The sequence below is a fragment of the Myroides sp. NP-2 genome, from assembly GCF_014145665.1.
Taxonomy (GTDB): Bacteria; Bacteroidota; Bacteroidia; order Flavobacteriales; family Flavobacteriaceae; genus Flavobacterium.
Map to the genome: position 1 here is coordinate 241046 of NZ_JACHTD010000004.1, position 18091 is coordinate 259136.

An 18091-nucleotide genomic window follows, 5' to 3' on the forward strand; every position below is an offset into this window, starting at 1 on the left:
AAGCTAAATTATCTTACGCGTCTAACTTCAACTGCGTTTAATCCTTTTTTACCTTTTTCAACTTCGTAAGTAACCACGTCGTTTTCACGAATACGGTCAACTAAACCTGAAGTGTGTACAAAAATATCTTCTCCGTTATCGTCTGGTGTGATAAAACCAAACCCTTTAGTTTCATTAAAAAACTTTACTGTTCCTTGTTGCATAATTAATTAAATTTATTATTCTTTTTTAGCTGCTTCTACAGCTCTTATTCCATTTTTACTTTGCTCTAATTTAAAGCTTATTTTCAATCCTTTTTCTAAAGGTACACTCAAATCATTTTGATGAAGGAAAATACTTTCTCTCGTTTGAGAATCAATCACGAATGCATAGCCTTTGTCTGTTACATAGCTAATAATTCCCTCGTGATCTTCTTGAGAAACTTTTTCAGTTTTCTTGATTTCTTGTTTCTCTTGTAAAGCTTGTTCTTCAGGAGTAAGATGAGTTAATTGTCCTAGTTTGTCAACATAAACAAATAAATCTTCTAAATCTTTTCCTTTATTGTTGTGTTGTTTACGCTCTTCTCTGCGTTTAAGTTTCTCTTCTTGCTTTTGTTTCTTTTTTTTGTTGTTTTCTTTCTTAAAAAATGAGTCTGCCATTAATTGATTAAATAGTTAACAAATGCTTTTTTGCAGTTGTAGGTTTGTAAATGGGTGTCGCTTGTATAAGCAACTAAGAAAAATAGATCATTACATTTGTAGTTACAGCTAAAGCGCTTCACGAAGAAGGGTACTGAGAAGTTGTTTGAAAAAAAACCGACTTACTACCAATGAAAATAAAAAAAATTTATCTTTTTGTGATAAATGCAAAAACAGTAGTAAAGGTTTGAAAATGATAAGCGCAGTTTATATGCTGCGATTGAAATTTACCAGGCTATACAATAAGTTTAATTGCCGTAATCCCGACAAAGGTATAGTTTTTTTAATTAGAAAAGGGTTTTTTAGCAAAAAATATTTTTTTTATTGAATGAATAGGACAGGTTTTTTTGCTTTTGTTCTTCGCTCTTCGCTATTTGTTTGGAAGATTTTTCATAACCCATAAATCTGCACTACTCATCAATAAAAAAACGCAAAAGGAATAAGCCTTTTGCGTTTCCGTTTTAGATTGACTGTTATGACACTGGCGTTTTGTGTAAAACGCAATAGAAAACAGCTTCTCTCTTTTATAGCAATTTGTATTCGGTTTCTCTTTACTATCTCCATTCTAGTTCCCCATTGTCCAATACGACAAAGGTAAACTCATAGTAGTTGGTCGTAGTAGATCTCGCGTGATGTTGTACGGCTTCGCCTACTTTTTTCGCTTGTACGGTTAGCGATTCTCTTATTTCGTTCGGTCCAGTAGCTTTGAAGCGATAGCTGTGTAGTAAAAAGTTATCGTAAGTTTCTTCGCTATTTTCTGGGTATTCTTCCATCACTAGTTTTACTGCTTTGATGAAATTGTCATATTTTTTGCTGTAGTCAATATCTTTGATTTTGAATGCATTGGCTTTGCGCTGGTCTGCCTCTTTTTTGATGTGTTCTATTTGCAGCATCAAATTGTTTTCGCTTTTTTCCTGTAAACCATTTTTTTGATTGTAGGTTTGTGTGTATTCCTTGTCACCTTCCCAAAATACCACAGCTATTTGGTCTAATCTCGTATCTAATTTAGGCGTAGATAACACAAGTTCTGTAATGGCTAAATCCGGTGAAAATACCTTTTCTACTGCAGCTTTTATCTCTGCTGTATTGTTTTCTTCGTGTAGGTGAATGGTTGTGTCACCCCCACATGATAGTGCTAAGAAAGCAATAAGGGTACCAAAAAGTGCAACTGATTTCTTCATCATATGTATAGTTTTTAAATTTCCTGCTTTTGTGCAATAAGGCGACTTAAGGCAATAGGAAAAGCTACTTGTGCTCTGGCATTCGTTGGTTTAACGAGGCGAAAACAGATGGTATTCCTTTTACCTATCGCTTATTACTTAAAAAAGGGGTTTGGCTAAAGCAAAAATTGGGGACTAGAATTCGCACCACAACGTGGAAACAACAAGTGTACAACATCGTTTTGTACTATTTTTACCTTAGTTGGTGCAAAGGTACGCGCATATGAAGGGGAAGAAAGCCTTTGTTTATTTTCGCACTACTACAATCAATATTCGTCCCTTTGTACAGATTATCCGTTAACAATAGCCTTAGGATATACTTTGGATGTAGGAGAGGATCAGTTCTTTTTTGCGCTCAGATACCGGTATGCTTGCCTGATTGGTCAATTCCAGATAACCGTCCTTGTAGTATTTACTAATATAAGCCGTATTGACCATATAGGATTGATGGCAGCGGATAAACTGAGCGGGAATTAATAAATCTTCGTACTCTTTTATGACCTTAGAAACCATGAGTTTTTCTCCGTTAGCGAGGTAAAAAGTCGTGTATCCCTTGTCGCTTTGACAATAGACGATATCGGCAATACACACAATTTGAGTATAGTGAAACGTTTTCAGGGCCAGTCGCTTTGGCAGTTGTGGGGTTTGTAGTTGTTCTTGGGCGACTTGAATTTGGGCTTTTTCAAACAGGTATGCCGTTTTCTTTTGGTAGCAACGTTCAATTGCTTGTGTAAACTCAAGGTCGTCAATGGGTTTGACTAAATAGCCCAAGGCGCCTAAGTTTAGTGCCTTTATGGCGTATTGGCTATAGGCAGTTATGAAGATCAATTGGGTAGTGGGGCTGTTCAATCGCTGGAGTAGCTCAAAGCTACTGCCGTCTTTCAATTGGATATCCGCTAAAATTAAATCCGGTTGTTGGGCTATAATCTCAGGATACGCCTTGGCAATTGAATCAGCATATCCCACCACTTGGAGGTAGGGGATATCGACAACTAAGGATAAGATGTACTTTAGGATGGCAACTTCGTCTTCGAGGATGTATACTTTCATGCGGTTGAATTAAGAATAGAGAATAGGAATACACAAGACCACTTCAACGCCACTGCCAGAAGAAGTATCGTTGAGGGAGTGTAGGTGAAAAAAGGCGCGTTGTTTTTTAGCTAAAAATAGCACCTCCAAGCGCTCTTGTGTAATAATTTGAGAGAGCGATTGCTTTTGTGCTGTGGAGGGTTCATCTTGAAACCCTCGACCGTTGTCGCGTATATACAGGTAGAGCTGTTGCTCTTTTTCCTCTAGGGTCAACGTTAGTACTCCGCGGTAATCTATGTTTTTAAAGCCGTGTTCAATGGCATTTTCAATAAAAGGTTGAAGGAGCATAGGCGGAATCAAAAGCTCATCCAAATCAACGCCATGGGTGTTAATTTGATAGTCAAACGAATGGTTATAGCGCATTTGCTGCACGCGCAGGTAGTTTTCTACCGCGTCTATATCTTCTGCTAGGGATACAAAATCACGGCGATTAAGCTCGAGTATGTGACGCATTAATTTGGACAGTGCAACCAGATAACGGTTGGCTTGTGTTTTGTTCTCCTGGTTGATAAATCCCTGTAAATTGGCAATCGCATTGTAGATAAAATGCGGATTGAGTTGTAGCTGTAGCATGCGCTGTTCCAGTTCCATCTTCTTGTTTTGCATCTCGAGTCGCCTGTTTTTTTCACTCAACAAACGCTGGCGATAGAGAATTAGTCCATAGAGCAACACAGCAACAACAAAAATCACAGCGAATAAACTAATCCAACGCTGTTGTTGAAAGTTCTTTTGTTGGAGTAGGAAGTTTTCTTTGAGCGTGGTTATTTCAATGTCCTTTTGCTTGGTTTGGTATTGAATTTCCAATTCGTGAAGCTTGTCTGCATTCATTTTTTCCTTCATTCGCGTAGCATGTGCAAAAGAAGAATCCAAGGCAACGAGTGCTTGTTGGTAATCGCCCTTGCGTTTATACACTTGGCTCAACCCCCCGTATAGGTGATTCTGTTCGCGTATTTTCATTTGTTGGGCGAGTGCAATCCCTTCTTTATAATAATGGATGGCGTCGTCGTATTGTTGGTTTCGCTCAAAACTCGTCGCCAAGTTATTGTAAACCATGGGGTGGAGTTGATTTGTTTTTTGGCTGTAGTGAAAGTAGCGCTTACTGCTGTTTAGCGCTTCTTCATAGCTGCCGATCATGGCGAAATAACGCGCTTCCATATCGAAATAACGCGTTTTGGCAATTTCATCTCCAGAACCTTTAAGCAGATTCTTTAATTGAGTCAAGGCGTGAAAAGCCTTGTCTCGATCTTGTACTTCCGCAGCCAGTAAAAAAGAAATATCGTGAAAGCGCGATTGAATCAGGCGATTGTCTCGGAAGGGGTGATGAGCGAAGTAGAGCTCTGTATATTTTATCGATTGATCGATATCGCGATTGAGGAAGTAGGCTTTAGCTAAGATGTCGTACAGCTGGTAGTCTAGAATAGTGGAGTGCTTATGCACTTCTTCCAATTGTTGATAGAGTTGTTCCATCACCGCTAGGGAAGCTACCCTATGGTGTTTGATCTCCTGGTTCAACTGGGTGTAGGTGATCAACCGTTGCCAAGTCATATCCAAGTCCTCATAAACCGCTAAGGATTGGTCAAAGTAGAACATCACACTGTCTTGTTGAGGGCTGTTGTAAAAGAGCAAGCTCTTTAAATAGGCCCCATAAGGCGAATGAGCCAGTGCAGCATCAGGTTGAGCCAAGGCCTTTTCGATGATGGGCTTGCGTTCCAAAGTCGGAATAGTATCTAAGCCCAAGTAGAGTGCTAAACTCTGTTGAGCCAAGGGAAAAGAGATCGCCGATTCGCCACTTTTATCCGAATCAACAGGGCGTTGTTCCGTACAACTAGAAACAGCGAGCAAAGCGATAAAAAAGCAAACGATACGCATCATGGCACAAACAATAGTAGAAAAGAACAAGTATTTCGCACTTTAGTGGTGAATAATGCACAAAAAAACAAAAGTACTCGTCTAATTAGATATTTTATGCAAACATAAATCATATTCTCAAACTAATTTAAGGAAGTAACTAAAAAGTCAAAAGGAGAACCTAAGTCGCAGTGCTCCTTATTGGTTTTCTTTGTAGGGAAAGGGAGAATTACTACCTTTGGATAAAAGGTAATACTGTCATGTTTAGGCATCAAGGAAAAAATCGCGCATATTCACACAACCTCAAATTAGCCTCTTTGCTATCCTGTGTAGCAGGGATTGTGAATAGTATTGGGGTGTTGGGATTGAGTACGCTTACGACGAACGTAACCGGACATTTTGCCTTTTTTGCCGAAGAAGTAACAGAAGAAAATTATCCCCGTGCCTTAGTGTATTTGATCTACATCTTTTTCTTTTTACTCGGATCCTTTATATCGAGTCTCATTATGGAATGGGTGTTGAAACACAAACCCGAAGTGTCTTATGTCATCCCCATTCTTATTGAAGTAGCTTTGCTCATTGGTATTAGTGTGGTAGATCTCTTCTTTGAAGGCGCACTGAGGAAGTATAGCGTGTTTACCGCCTTGGTTCTGTTGTTTTCTATGGGATTGCAAAACTCCTTGGTTACACGTGTTTCCGGAGCAGTGGTGCGCACAACACATCTAACCGGATTGTTTACCGATTTGGGTATTGTGCTCTCTCAGCTGTTCTTCTATAGAAATCGAGCCGAACGCCTGCGCTTGTTTCGCAGTATCTTCCTCATGCTTGCCATTATTGGCTGTTTCTTTATTGGGTGTGTTGCCGGCGGTTTTTTATTCTTCCAATACCAATTTAAAACCTTGCTCTTAGCCGCTATTTTACTCCTGTTCGCCTTGTGGTATGACCAATTGCTGATGAGTTACTATACGTTGAGACGCAGAATTCAGAATAGAGATTTTAGGTTGTAAGAAATGGTTTTTTTGCACGTTGCTCGTCGCTCGTTGTTTTTTGCTCTTTGCTCTTTGCTCGTTGTTTTTTGCTCTTTGCTCGTTGCTCGTTGCTCTTTGTAAAGCACAATTATCTTGCAAATGAAGAGACTAAACAAACCGCGCAAATAACAAATCGTAGATTCATCGAACACCAAAACAAAATATAAACTAGGTGAGATAAACCGCGCAAATAACAAATCGTAGATTCATCGAACACCAAAACAAAATATAAACTTGGTTAGATACACTGCACAGATTTCTTTGCTCTTTGCTCTTTGCTCGTTGTAAAGCACAATTATCTTACAAATGAAGAGACTAAACAAACCGCGCAAACCGCGCGAAAAACAAACCGCGCAAATAACAAATCGTAGATTCATCGAACACCAAAACCAATATAAACATTGTACCACTCACTACTCACCACTCACTACTCACCACCAATTGTTCTCAAGGCTTTCTTTACAATATAGGCTGTTGCTTTTGTATTGCTTTCTTTCAGCCATCTCGCGCATAGGTTTCGCACAAAATCAGGTTGAGTTTTGCTGGCGTCATTGAGCCAATTACCGACGCTATCTTGAACGTATTTAGCGGAGTCATTGCGCATATTTTCCAATAGCGGAAGAGCGAGTTCTGGCGTTGTTTTTAGCGTTTCAATATGGGCGCACCAAACGCCTCTAGGTCGGGTAGACTCCGTGGCAAAGCGACGTATGTTTTCATCTGCGTCTAAGGTCCAGGGCGTCAGGATTGCTAAGCTCAGTTCGAGGTTGGCAATAATTGTCGGGCGAACAGCCATCCAAGCGGTTTCTCGTACCCCAAAATGCGTATCCGCTGCAAAAGGTTGAATGGCGTTTAGTTGTTCTTCGGGGTTATAGTTTGGATGAAGCCCAACCATATACGTGGCCCAACAACGCGCCATATCAGCCGTGTGACTGCTGAGAAATGGAAATAGAACCTGATCATTGGCTTCCATAGCTTGTAACAATAACTGCTGACCAATTGCGGCATTTTTAGCTGTAATCGTTGGTTTTTTTAACGCGGCTACCGCTTGTAAAGTAGGTGCCAAATAAGCTAACCTATCCGCTTGTTGCAAGACCGTTTCCAGTAATACAGCCATGTCAATAGCTAACCATTCCACTAAGTTGGCTGTTTCTATTTCCCCTTTGTTTAATTGTTGTAAAAGGGCAGGGGGAATCCCCGCTATGGTTTTTGAACCTTTTCTCTTCGTTTGATTCATTGCTTTTTTTTTGTAAGACGCAACAAAGATTGCACTCTTTTTTGACTCGGACAATACCGCATAAAAATGTCCCCTAGGTAAATTGGTTTGTTGCTCTTTGCTCGTTGTTCGTTGTAAAGCACAATTATCTTACAAATGAAGAGACTAAACAAATCAAAGATTCATCGAACACCAAAACAAAATATAAACTCGGTGAGATAAACCGCGCAAATCGTAGCGTAGCGTAGATTCATTGAACACCAAAACAAAATATAAACTCGGTGAGATAAACCGTAATGCAATGAAGATTCATCGAACACCAAAACAAAATATAAACTAGGTGAGATACACCGCACAAAAACAAAAAAAATATAAAATAAAAAGAAACAAACCACGTTTATACTAAATAGCAAGTGCTGACTGAAGAGAAAGACTTGCTGTTCAAAAGCCCCTCCCAAAAAACAACAACAAAACGTATACCTTGTAAAATAAGTAGTTGTGTGCTGCTAATTTAAAAAATAAACAAAAAATCAAGAGGTAAAAACATCAATCTATTTAGATAAAAGGAATAAAATAGAGGATGTTTCGCGAGTAAAGCTTTGCTTTAAAGAATTTTAACTTTTTATGTGTAGAAAGGGCGATTTTTTAAGACAGACAAGAAATGCTATTAGCTTAAAAATAATAAAAGGAATGCTGTGCATAATGGTTAAAAAATGTACCTTTGTGTGCTTAGGGAGAAGCTTAGGCTAAAAACACCTTACTTTTTTATCTGAATTTTTAAGTAATAAGAAAGTAATAAAAAAAATGAAAAAGGAATATAAGATTGCTGTAATAGGACAAGGCTACGTAGGTTTGCCTTTGGCCTTGGCGTTTTCAAAACACTATCCTGTAGTGGGTTTTGATATCAATGCAAAGCGCATTGCGAGCTTGAGAAACGCACAAGACGATACCAAAGAAGCGGACGAAGAGCAGCTGAAGGTATCGTTAATTGCCTACCAAACCTCTGGAGGCATAAAGGGCTACTTGCCTAGTTGCGAGATCAAAGATTTAGCTGAAGCCAATGTGTATATCATTACCGTTCCAACCCCGATTAATCAATTCAATGCCCCTGATTTATCCCCTTTAAAAAGTGCTTCCCGTTTAGTAGGTGAAGTCCTCAAACCCAACGATATTGTTATCTATGAATCAACGGTATATCCCGGATGTACCGAAGAGGAGTGTATTCCCGTTTTGGAAGCTACCGCTAAGTTGGTGTTCAACCGAGACTTTTACGTCGGCTATTCCCCAGAGCGCATTAATCCAGGGGACAAAATCAATACCTTAGAAACGATCGTCAAGGTTACATCCGGAAGTACACCCGAAGTAGCAGAAGAAATCAATCAGTTATACCAGCGAATTATCTATGCTGGCACCCATAAAGCGACGTCAATTAAAGTGGCGGAAGCGGCTAAAGTCATTGAAAATGCACAGCGCGATGTCAATATCTCCTTTGTAAATGAATTGGCGTTGATCTTTGACCGCATTGGCATTGACACACAAGAAGTGTTAGAAGCAGCAGGGACTAAGTTTAACTTCTTAAAGTTTAAACCCGGACTAGTAGGCGGACACTGCATTTCAGTAGATCCCTACTACCTGGCACACAAAGCCATTCAGCTGGGGTATTATCCCGATGTGATCCTTTCCGGACGTCGCGTCAACGACGAGATTCCCGTGTTTATCGCCAGTAAAGTAGTCAAGCTAATGGTGCAAAAAAACATCAATGTCAGCCAGGCAAAAGTGTTGTTACTCGGCTTTGCTTTCAAAGAAAATTGCCCTGATACCCGCAATACCAAAGTAGCGAATATCTATGACGAATTAGTGTCCTACGGGATGGATGTAGCGGTGTATGACCCTTGGGTAGACCCCCAAGAGGTAAAAGAAGAGTACAATATTGAGGTGCTCTCTTCTCAGGACATCCTAACACAACAATATGATGCCGTTGTCTTAACCACAGCCCATCGCGAATTTGATAAATTTAACGTCAGAGAGCTAGTGCACAACAGCGGTGTTGTGTTTGATACCAAAAGTGTATTAGCGCAAGACATTGTAGATAGTAGATTATAATAAGATTATACCGAAGGTTATTAGATGAAGAGTATTACTAAAATTTGTTGTGTGGGTGCAGGTTACGTTGGCGGACCGACCATGGCCGTTATTGCGCAGAAAAACCCGCATATTCAAATTACTGTAGTGGACATGAATGAAGCGCGTATTCAAGCGTGGAACAATACAGACTTGGATCAATTGCCGATTTACGAGCCCGGTTTAGACGCAGTTATAGCCGAGGCAAGAGGGCGTAACTTATTTTTTGATACAGACGTAGACAAAGCCATTGACGAAGCGGATATGATTTTCATTTCCGTAAATACCCCAACCAAAACCTATGGGAAAGGAAAGGGGATGGCAGCCGATTTAAAATACATTGAGCTATGCGCCCGTCAAATTGCGCGTGTAGCTAAAACAGATAAAATAGTTGTAGAAAAATCAACCCTTCCCGTGCGTACCGCTCAAGCGATAAAGCGCATTTTAGATCAAACGGGCAATGGGGTAGAGTTTCAAATTCTGTCCAATCCAGAGTTTTTGGCAGAAGGAACAGCGATTCAAGACTTGATGCATCCCGATCGCGTATTGATTGGAGGAGCAGAAACCGAAAAAGGACAAGAGGCAATCGAAGCATTGGCGTCTATTTACGCCGCTTGGGTACCTCAGGAGCGCATCTTGCGCACCAATGTATGGTCGTCAGAATTGTCAAAACTAACAGCCAATGCGTTTTTAGCCCAACGCGTGTCTTCCATCAACGCTATTTCTGCCTTGTGTGAAGCATCAGGCGCTGATGTAAGTGAAGTGGCTCGTGCCATTGGAACCGATAGCCGTATCGGAAACAAATTCCTAAAAGCCTCTGTTGGCTTTGGGGGGTCTTGTTTTCAAAAGGACATTCTCAACTTGGTGTATATTGCCACAACCTATGGTTTAGAAGAAGTGGCCAACTATTGGGAACAAGTCATCATCATGAACGACTACCAAAAACGCCGCTTTGCAGAAAATATCGTCTCTACCTTATTCAATACGGTAAACGACAAAAAGATAGCCTTTTTGGGATGGGCGTTTAAAAAAGACACCAACGACACAAGGGAGTCAGCGGCTATTTACGTTGCCAATGACTTGATGGAAGAAGAAGCCCAAATTCACGTGTACGATCCCAAAGTAACCCAAATGCAAATGTTGTCCGATTTGGACTATTTGGCTACGCGTGAACCAGAATCAAATAAAGAACACCTTACCGTACACCAAGATCCCTATGCAGCGCTAGAAAACGCACATGCCGTGGCAGTTTTAACCGAATGGGACGAATTTACAACCTACGATTGGCAACGCATTTACGACAATATGCAGAAACCTGCTTTTGTTTTCGATGGTCGCAATATCCTAAATCGTCAGGCATTAGAACAAATAGGATTTGAAGTGTATACAATAGGAAAAGGAAAATAATTAAAAGCAGCATTAGAACGAATGAGAACAGATTACAAAATTGCCGTAATAGGACAAGGATATGTGGGTTTACCTTTAGCCATAGAATTTTCTAAGCATTTTCCAGTCATTGGATTCGATATTAACAAAGAAAGAGTTGAGGAGTTAAACAGAGGAGAGGATCATACCTTAGAAGCTGATTTAGAGCAATTAAATGCATCCTTAGCGAAAGCAAAGCAAACAAGTTTTCAACAAGGATATCTCGCTTCAAATGACCTGGACATATTGGCTAGTGCCAACGTATATATTGTAACTGTTCCAACGCCAATTGACGAGTTTAACGCTCCTGATTTGAAACCTTTACGCGGTGCATCATCAATGTTGGGAAAAGTGCTGAAAAAGGGCGATATCGTGATCTACGAATCTACCGTATATCCAGGTTGTACAGAAGAAGTGTGTGTGCCGTTGTTAGCTGAGTTTTCTGGGTTGACTTTTAATCGAGATTTCTTTGTAGGTTATTCGCCTGAACGCATCAATCCTGGAGATAAGGTGAATACCTTAACAACAATTGTAAAAGTAACTTCAGGAAGTACGCCTGAAATTGCAACGGAAATAGATCAGCTTTATAAAACAATCATCAAAGCAGGTACGCATTTAGCCCCTTCATTAAAAGTGGCTGAAGCTTCTAAAGCAATTGAAAATGCACAACGCGATGTCAATATATCATTTGTAAATGAATTGGCCTTGATTTTTGATAAGGTAGGTATTGATACCAATGACGTGTTAGAAGCGGCAGGAACTAAATTTAACTTCTTAAAGTATAAACCAGGGTTAGTTGGAGGACATTGTATCTCTGTTGATCCATACTACTTAGCACACAAAGCTACCCAATTAGGCTATCATCCAGAAGTGATCCTATCAGGACGTAGAGTAAATGATCGTATGGCTTCTTTTGTAGCCTCCAAAACGATTCAATTGATGATTGAAAAGGATTTACGCATTAAAGCAGCTAACGTTTTGATTTTAGGCGTTACCTTTAAAGAAAACTGCCCTGATGTACGAAATACCAAAGTAGCAGATATTCACAAAGAGCTTAAAAAATATGGTGTAAATGTTGATGTTTACGATCCGTGGGCAAAAGCAGAGGAAGTAAAACACGAGTATGGAATTGAAATAGAAACTAGCTTGCCAAAAGATAAAAAGTATGAGGCTGTTATTATAGCTGTTGCACACCAACAGTTTTTAGCGTTGGACTTTAATGATTTAATGGTAGAAAATGCTGTTGTTTTTGATACTAAGGCTTGTTTAGATAGAAGTAAAGTTGATGCAAGGTTATAATCATATGAATATATTAAGTTTAATAGGCAGAGAAAAAGAATTATTTACTGAAGATATTAGTAAGTATGATTCAGAATTACGACAAATAGTTTCTTCATCTAGTTTTTTAGTTATTGGAGGAGCTGGATCTATAGGACAGGCAGTTACAAAAGAAATTTTTAAGCGCAATCCAAAAAAATTACATGTTGTTGATATTAGCGAAAACAATATGGTCGAATTAGTAAGAGATATCCGTAGTTCATATGGATATATTGATGGAGATTTTCAAACGTTTGCTTTAGATATTGGATCTGTTGAATACGATGCATTTATAGAAGCAGATGGCAAATACGATTACGTATTAAATTTATCTGCACTGAAACATGTAAGAAGTGAAAAAGATCCATTTACGTTAATGCGAATGATTGATGTCAATATTTTCAATACAGATAAGACAATACAACAATCGATTGATAAAGGAGTGAAGAAATATTTTTGTGTTTCTACAGATAAAGCTGCTAATCCAGTAAATATGATGGGAGCTTCTAAACGTATTATGGAAATGTATTTAATGCGTAAAAGTACGCAAATTGATATTTCTACCGCTCGTTTTGCCAATGTAGCTTTCTCCGATGGTTCTTTATTACATGGATTTAACAAACGAATTGAGAAAAAACAGCCCATTGTTGCTCCAAATGACATTAAACGATACTTTGTTGTTCCTAAAGAATCGGGAGAGTTGTGTTTGATGTCTTGCATTTTTGGAGAAAACAGAGATATCTTTTTCCCTAAATTAAGTGAACATTTACACTTAATTACCTTCGCTGAGATCGCTGAAAAATACCTTAAAAACTTAGGATATGAGCCTTATTTGTGTCAATCAGAAGAAGAGGCTAGAGCCTTAGTTCATTCCTTGCCACAAGAGGGGAAATGGCCTTGCCTTTTTACAGCAAGTGATACCACTGGAGAAAAAGATTTTGAAGAGTTCTTCACCGATAGAGAAGTGCTGGATATGGATCGATTTGTCAATTTAGGCGTAATTAAAAATGAGCTATTCTTTGAAGAAGAAAAGTTGAATACTTTCACAACTGCGATTGGTCGTATGAAAGAAAATAAGAGATGGAACAAAGAAGAACTCGTTGATTTATTTCACGCAATGATTCCTAACTTCGGACATCAAGAAAAAGGTAAGTATTTAGATTCAAAAATGTAATAGCATGAAAAATATAGGTAATACAATTGATTTTGTTCGCAATATATATCAAACAGATAAATTCATCCCTTTACATGAGCCGCGTTTCAGAGGTAATGAAAGAAAGTATGTATTAGATACGATTGATTCTACTTTTGTCTCTTCAGTAGGTGCTTATGTTGACCAATTTGAAGTAATGATGCAAGATATAACAACGGCGAATAAAGCAATAGCAGTTGTCAATGGAACGGCGTCTCTACATATTGCTATGCAATTGGCTGGCGTTGGTTCTGGTGATGAGGTAATCACTCAAGCGTTGACGTTTGTGGCAACAGCAAATGCAATCGCTTATATTGGAGCTAAGCCCGTATTCATTGATGTTGATTTAGATACCATGGGATTATCACCTCGTGCATTAGAAAGCTTCCTAGAAGAATTCGCTCAAGTTAGAGATAATCAGTGTTATAATAAAAAGACAGGAAAGAGAATAGCGGCTTGTGTTCCAATGCACACGTTTGGTTTTCCTGTTCATATAGACGAATTAATTAGGGTGTGTGATACGTGGTGTATTCCTATTATTGAGGATGCGGCAGAATCTTTAGGTAGTTACTACAAAGGTAAACACACAGGGAGTTTTGGATTATTGGGGACATTTTCCTTTAATGGTAACAAAACAGTAACATGCGGTGGCGGTGGTGCAATTATTACAAATGACGTAGAAATAGGAACGCGTGCAAAGTTTATTACTACTACTGCAAAACGACCACATCCTTACGAGTTTTACCACGAAGAGCTTGGCTATAATTACCGCATGCCAAATCTAAATGCGGCATTAGCATGCGCTCAATTGGAGCAATTAGACGTGTTGCTCCAAAGCAAAAGACAAATTGCACAAGAATATATCTCCTTTTTTAAAGGTGAAGGAATAAAATTTAGAGAAGAAACAAAAGATACACGTGCGAATTATTGGTTAATGTGTGTAGAGCTACAAGACAGAATGGAAAGAGATGCTTTCTTGAAGGAAACAAATGATGCGGGTGTTATGACAAGACCAATTTGGCAGTTGATGTACAGATTGCCGATGTATAAAGACTGTCAACGTGATGAACAAATCAATGCGGAGTTTTTGGAAGACAGAATTGTAAACATACCAAGTAGTGCAAGATAGTGTAGAAATAGTTCTCGTAGGGTATTCAGGACATGCATATGTTGTTTATGATGCGGCCTTGTTGAGTGAAAACAAGATCGTAGCCTATTGTGACGTATCAGAAGCGGTTCGAAATCCTTTTGATTTGAATTATTTGGGAAGTGAAAGAAACGACTCCTTTGATTGGCATTCAGATCGATTGTTTGCCCTAGGTATTGGCGATAACAACTTGCGAGTTAGGATTGGTGAGTTTATCTTATCCAAGAATAAGGAGCTTGTGACCATAGTACACCCAAAGTCAACTGTGAGTTCATTTTGTAGCATGGGAAAGGGTGTTTTTGTTAATGCTGGTGCTATAGTAAATGCCTTCTCAACTATTGGAGATATGTGTATTATCAATTCAGGGGCTATTGTCGAACATGAATGTGTGCTAGAAAAAGGAGTACATATCGCACCTGGTGCTGTCCTGGCAGGAAATGTAAATGTCGGACAGCAAACATTTATTGGAGCAAATGCTGTGGTTAGGCAAGGAATAAAAATAGGGAAGAACTGTATTATTGGTGCTGGATCAGTCGTGGTAAAGGACATAGCTGATAACAGTATAGTATATGGGAATCCTGCTAGTTAAAGAAAATATGAAGAAAACAATAATAATAGCCGAAGCTGGTGTAAATCACAATGGTGATCTAGCTAATGCCTTTGCATTAATAGATCACGCTGTTGAAGCTGGTGTAGACTATATCAAGTTCCAAACATTCAAGGCAGATGCCTTAGTTTCAAAAAATGCAAAAAAAGCCGAATACCAAATCGCTAATACGGGCAATGGTAACGATTCTCAGCTGGAAATGTTGAAAAAGTTAGAATTGTCAAAAGAAGACCATACGCAGTTGTTAGCGTATTGTGAGCAAAAAGGGATCAAGTTTTTTTCTACCGCATTTGATTTAGAATCTTTAGCTTACTTAAAAGATGTTGGTTTAGATTTAGTTAAGATTCCTTCAGGGGAAATTACGAACCTGCCTTATCTAAGAAAAGCAGCCCGTTTGTTTAACGAAGTAATCTTATCGACAGGAATGTGTTCTTTAGCCGAGGTAGAAGCAGCATTGGAGGTTTTTATAGCAGCAGGGATAGCAAAAGACAATATTACCATTTTACACTGTAATACAGAGTATCCTACCCCAATGCAAGATGTGAATCTAAAAGCGATGAACCTTATTCAAGATAAGTTAGGTGTAGCAGTTGGTTATTCGGATCATACGATGGGAATAGAAGTGCCAATAGCCGCAGTGGCTCTAGGTGCTACAGTAATTGAAAAACATTTCACCTTAGATAGAACAATGCCTGGTCCAGACCATGTTGCTTCTCTTGAACCTCAAGAATTAAAAGCAATGGTTGCCGCAATTAGAAATGTCGAAATGGCTATTGCAGGTACCGGTTTGAAGGAACCAAGTCATTCTGAACTTAAAAATATTGCCATAGCGCGAAAGAGTATTGTCGCAAAAAAGAATATTCGACAAGGCGAACTATTGTCAGAGGAAAATGTTACGGTAAAACGACCTGGGAATGGAATTTCACCAATGAAATGGGATTCAGTTATTGGAAGTAAAGCGATCAAAAATTTTGAAGAAGATGATTTAATTGAAATGTAGAATGAAAAAAATTTGTGTTACTACCGCCACTCGTGCAGAATATGGGTTGTTGAAGCCTTTGATACATGCATTGAATAATCATACTGGATTTCACCTGCAATTATTGGTTACAGGGGCACATTTATCTCCTGAATTTGGCTTGACTAAAAAATTTATTATCGATGATGGCTTTGCCATTGATGAAGAAATAGAAATGTTGGTATCTTCTGATACAGCAGTAGGGATTAGTAAATCGATGGGACTAGGGTTGATTAGCTATGCAGAAGCATTTAATCGACTAAAACCCGATGCTATTATTATCTTAGGCGATCGCTATGAAATGTTAGCTATGGCAGCGGCTGCCACTATTTCAAAAATACCCATTATTCACTTACACGGAGGAGAAATTACAGAAGGGGCTTATGATGATGCAATCCGACACGCAATTTCGAAACTCAGCTATTTGCACTTCACATCAACTGAAGACTATAGACAGCGCGTCATTCAATTGGGAGAAGACCCTATACGCGTATTTAACGTTGGTGCATTAGGTATTGATAATATAAATGCCCTGGCTCTTTTGACCAAAAGTGAGTTGGAAAAAGAATTGGGAATCAAATTTAAAAAGTTTAATTATCAGGTTACTTTTCACCCAGAAACATTAAATGCGATTAGTTCAGATGAACAGTTTAAAAATTTGCTACACGCTTTAGATAAAGAGGAAGATAGCTTTTTTATTTTCACCAAAGCAAACGCAGATACTGACGGACGTGTAATTAATAGACTGATAGACGAGTACGTGATGCAGCATCAAGAGAAAGCTATCGCTTTCCACAGTTTAGGTGCCTTTCGTTTTTTGTCTGTTGTCAAAGCTTGCGATGCTATTATAGGAAACAGTTCTTCGGGTATTCTGGAAGCTCCTTCGCTTCATACGGCAACAGTAAATATTGGCGATCGACAAAAAGGGAGAATTCAGGCTGCTAGCATAATCAATTGTTCCAATGATGTTGAGGCCATTTCAGAAGCAATTCAAAATACAAAAGAGTCAAGTTTTAAGCAAACGCTAGATCACGTTGTCAACCCGTATTATAATGGAGGCGCTGTTGATAAAATTATGAGCGTATTAGAGAACACAAAGGATTTCAAAGTAGTTAAACATTTTTATGATATCGTATGAAAAGTAGCGTAGAAAAGCACACAATTTGTCTAGATAAAGGAGTAAGGGATGCATTAGTGAAACTAGATCAAAATGCTCCAAGTTCTATACTTTTTGTTACAAATAAAAACAATCAGCTCATTGGGTCTTTAACCGATGGCGATTTAAGAAGAGGCTTTATTAAAGGATATGATTTTAATACCCAATTGGAAGACTTTATCCAAGCTAATCCAATTTTTATCTATAAGGATAATTATAATTTATCAGAATTAGAAGAATATCGAATTAAACGATTGAAAGTTATACCAATCGTTAACCAAAATAAAGAAATAGTTGATATCTTAGATTTTAATGTGACCACAACACTTATTCCTGCTGATGCTGTTTTGATGGCAGGTGGGGAAGGGAAACGATTGCGTCCGTTAACTGAAAATACGCCAAAACCTCTCTTAAAAGTTGGAGACAAACCAATTATAGAGTATAATATTGATCGCCTCATTCAGTGTGGTATTAAAACAATCAATATAAGTATCAATTATTTGGGAGAGCAACTAATTGAATACTTTCAAGATGGTCAAAGTAAAGGGGTAACGATTCAATATGTTAAAGAAGATAAACCGCTTGGTACAATTGGATCCGTTTTATTAGTGGATGAATTTTATCACGACGATATTATCGTAATGAATAGCGACTTATTGACCAATATTGATTTTGGTGATTTTTATACTATGTATAAATCCTCGGGCGCTGATATGGCTGTTGCCGCAACGTCTTACCATGTGGATGTGCCCTATGCCGTACTTGAGGTTAAGAATGACAACCAAGTTAAATCGCTAAAAGAAAAACCACGATATACCTATTATTCCAATGCGGGTATCTATATTCTAAATAAATCGCTCTTAAAAATGATTCCCGAAGGAACGTTTTACGATATTACGGACTTAATGGAACGCATTATAGAGATGGATTTAAAATTAGTGACGTATCCGATTAATGGATACTGGTTAGACATCGGTAAACACGACGATTTTAAAAAAGCGCAAGAAGATATTAAACACATTAAATTATAACT

At 38.6% G+C, this 18091-nt stretch carries 16 protein-coding genes; 10 read left to right on the forward strand and 6 right to left on the reverse strand.

The genetic code is table 11. From position 1 onward, the window contains the following. Positions 1-8: 8 nt before the first annotated feature. The 5 genes from H4K35_RS06175 to H4K35_RS06195 form a co-directional block, all read right to left on the reverse strand. Positions 9-203: a cold-shock protein gene (locus H4K35_RS06175; RefSeq protein ID WP_182626507.1), complete on the reverse strand. Its 195-nt coding sequence runs from the start codon at positions 201-203 to the stop codon at positions 9-11. 15 nt (positions 204-218) lie between these two features. Continuing rightward, on the reverse strand, positions 219-638 hold the full coding sequence (locus H4K35_RS06180; RefSeq protein WP_182626508.1) for a cold-shock protein: 420 nt from the start codon (positions 636-638) through the stop codon (positions 219-221). 593 nt (positions 639-1231) lie between these two features. Further along, positions 1232-1861, reverse strand: a complete 630-nt coding sequence (locus H4K35_RS06185) for a hypothetical protein (protein ID WP_255492379.1) — start codon at positions 1859-1861, stop codon at positions 1232-1234. A gap of 345 nt (positions 1862-2206) precedes the next feature. Continuing rightward, positions 2207-2947: a LytTR family DNA-binding domain-containing protein gene (locus H4K35_RS06190; RefSeq protein WP_182626509.1), complete on the reverse strand. Its 741-nt coding sequence runs from the start codon at positions 2945-2947 to the stop codon at positions 2207-2209. 9 nt (positions 2948-2956) lie between these two features. Continuing rightward, positions 2957-4858 carry a histidine kinase gene (locus H4K35_RS06195; RefSeq protein WP_182626510.1) on the reverse strand — a complete coding sequence of 634 codons (1902 nt, stop codon included), beginning with the start codon at positions 4856-4858 and terminating at the stop codon, positions 2957-2959. A 236-nt stretch (positions 4859-5094) separates the two neighbouring features. Here H4K35_RS06195 and H4K35_RS06200 point away from each other — a divergent pair, with 236 nt between their 5' ends. Beyond that, complete coding sequence (locus H4K35_RS06200; RefSeq protein WP_182626511.1) at positions 5095-5841, forward strand: YoaK family protein; 747 nt, start codon at positions 5095-5097, stop codon at positions 5839-5841. A 448-nt stretch (positions 5842-6289) separates the two neighbouring features. Here the strand turns inward: H4K35_RS06200 and H4K35_RS06205 are convergent, their stop codons facing one another. Beyond that, complete coding sequence (locus H4K35_RS06205; RefSeq protein ID WP_182626512.1) at positions 6290-7096, reverse strand: DNA alkylation repair protein; 807 nt, start codon at positions 7094-7096, stop codon at positions 6290-6292. 783 nt (positions 7097-7879) lie between these two features. On the opposite strand from H4K35_RS06205, the gene H4K35_RS06210 reads away from it, so the two are divergent. The 9 genes from H4K35_RS06210 to H4K35_RS06250 are packed head-to-tail and all read left to right on the forward strand — an operon-like array spanning position 7880 to position 18089. Further along, complete coding sequence (locus H4K35_RS06210; protein WP_182626513.1) at positions 7880-9178, forward strand: nucleotide sugar dehydrogenase; 1299 nt, start codon at positions 7880-7882, stop codon at positions 9176-9178. Positions 9179-9202: 24 nt separating this feature from the next. After that, a complete protein-coding gene (locus H4K35_RS06215) occupies positions 9203-10603 on the forward strand; it encodes a UDP-glucose 6-dehydrogenase (RefSeq protein ID WP_182626514.1) in 1401 nt (466 codons plus the stop codon). Positions 10604-10624: 21 nt separating this feature from the next. Further along, on the forward strand, positions 10625-11920 hold the full coding sequence (locus tag H4K35_RS06220; RefSeq protein ID WP_182626515.1) for a nucleotide sugar dehydrogenase: 1296 nt from the start codon (positions 10625-10627) through the stop codon (positions 11918-11920). 4 nt (positions 11921-11924) lie between these two features. Beyond that, complete coding sequence (locus tag H4K35_RS06225) at positions 11925-13112, forward strand: UDP-N-acetylglucosamine 4,6-dehydratase (protein ID WP_182626516.1); 1188 nt, start codon at positions 11925-11927, stop codon at positions 13110-13112. Positions 13113-13116: 4 nt separating this feature from the next. Beyond that, complete coding sequence (locus tag H4K35_RS06230; protein ID WP_182626517.1) at positions 13117-14259, forward strand: LegC family aminotransferase; 1143 nt, start codon at positions 13117-13119, stop codon at positions 14257-14259. Further along, the gene (locus tag H4K35_RS06235; RefSeq protein ID WP_182626518.1) at positions 14249-14866 is read left to right on the forward strand and encodes an acetyltransferase; all 618 of its coding nucleotides are present in this window, start codon (positions 14249-14251) and stop codon (positions 14864-14866) included. The genes H4K35_RS06230 and H4K35_RS06235 overlap by 11 nt, the downstream gene beginning before the upstream one ends. Positions 14867-14873: 7 nt before the next feature. Continuing rightward, complete coding sequence (gene neuB / locus H4K35_RS06240; protein ID WP_182626519.1) at positions 14874-15884, forward strand: N-acetylneuraminate synthase; 1011 nt, start codon at positions 14874-14876, stop codon at positions 15882-15884. Between the two features lies 1 nt (position 15885). Next, positions 15886-17040: a UDP-N-acetylglucosamine 2-epimerase gene (gene neuC, locus H4K35_RS06245; protein ID WP_182626520.1), complete on the forward strand. Its 1155-nt coding sequence runs from the start codon at positions 15886-15888 to the stop codon at positions 17038-17040. After that, on the forward strand, positions 17037-18089 hold the full coding sequence (locus tag H4K35_RS06250) for a nucleotidyltransferase family protein (protein ID WP_182626521.1): 1053 nt from the start codon (positions 17037-17039) through the stop codon (positions 18087-18089). Before neuC ends, H4K35_RS06250 begins: the two co-directional genes overlap by 4 nt. Positions 18090-18091 lie beyond the last annotated feature (2 nt).

Bases quoted from the DNA above. Each gene is read 5' to 3' on its own strand.
- H4K35_RS06175 (WP_182626507.1), bottom strand. From the start codon at position 203: ATGCAACAAGGAACAGTAAAGTTTTTTAATGAAACTAAAGGGTTTGGT.
- H4K35_RS06180 (WP_182626508.1), bottom strand. From the start codon at position 638: ATGGCAGACTCATTTTTTAAGAAAGAAAACAACAAAAAAAAGAAACAA.
- H4K35_RS06185 (WP_255492379.1), bottom strand. From the start codon at position 1,861: ATGATGAAGAAATCAGTTGCACTTTTTGGTACCCTTATTGCTTTCTTA.
- H4K35_RS06190 (WP_182626509.1), bottom strand. From the start codon at position 2,947: ATGAAAGTATACATCCTCGAAGACGAAGTTGCCATCCTAAAGTACATC.
- H4K35_RS06195 (WP_182626510.1), bottom strand. From the start codon at position 4,858: ATGATGCGTATCGTTTGCTTTTTTATCGCTTTGCTCGCTGTTTCTAGT.
- H4K35_RS06200 (WP_182626511.1), top strand. From the start codon at position 5,095: ATGTTTAGGCATCAAGGAAAAAATCGCGCATATTCACACAACCTCAAA.
- H4K35_RS06205 (WP_182626512.1), bottom strand. From the start codon at position 7,096: ATGAATCAAACGAAGAGAAAAGGTTCAAAAACCATAGCGGGGATTCCC.
- H4K35_RS06210 (WP_182626513.1), top strand. From the start codon at position 7,880: ATGAAAAAGGAATATAAGATTGCTGTAATAGGACAAGGCTACGTAGGT.
- H4K35_RS06215 (WP_182626514.1), top strand. From the start codon at position 9,203: ATGAAGAGTATTACTAAAATTTGTTGTGTGGGTGCAGGTTACGTTGGC.
- H4K35_RS06220 (WP_182626515.1), top strand. From the start codon at position 10,625: ATGAGAACAGATTACAAAATTGCCGTAATAGGACAAGGATATGTGGGT.
- H4K35_RS06225 (WP_182626516.1), top strand. From the start codon at position 11,925: ATGAATATATTAAGTTTAATAGGCAGAGAAAAAGAATTATTTACTGAA.
- H4K35_RS06230 (WP_182626517.1), top strand. From the start codon at position 13,117: ATGAAAAATATAGGTAATACAATTGATTTTGTTCGCAATATATATCAA.
- neuB (WP_182626519.1), top strand. From the start codon at position 14,874: ATGAAGAAAACAATAATAATAGCCGAAGCTGGTGTAAATCACAATGGT.
- neuC (WP_182626520.1), top strand. From the start codon at position 15,886: ATGAAAAAAATTTGTGTTACTACCGCCACTCGTGCAGAATATGGGTTG.
- H4K35_RS06250 (WP_182626521.1), top strand. From the start codon at position 17,037: ATGAAAAGTAGCGTAGAAAAGCACACAATTTGTCTAGATAAAGGAGTA.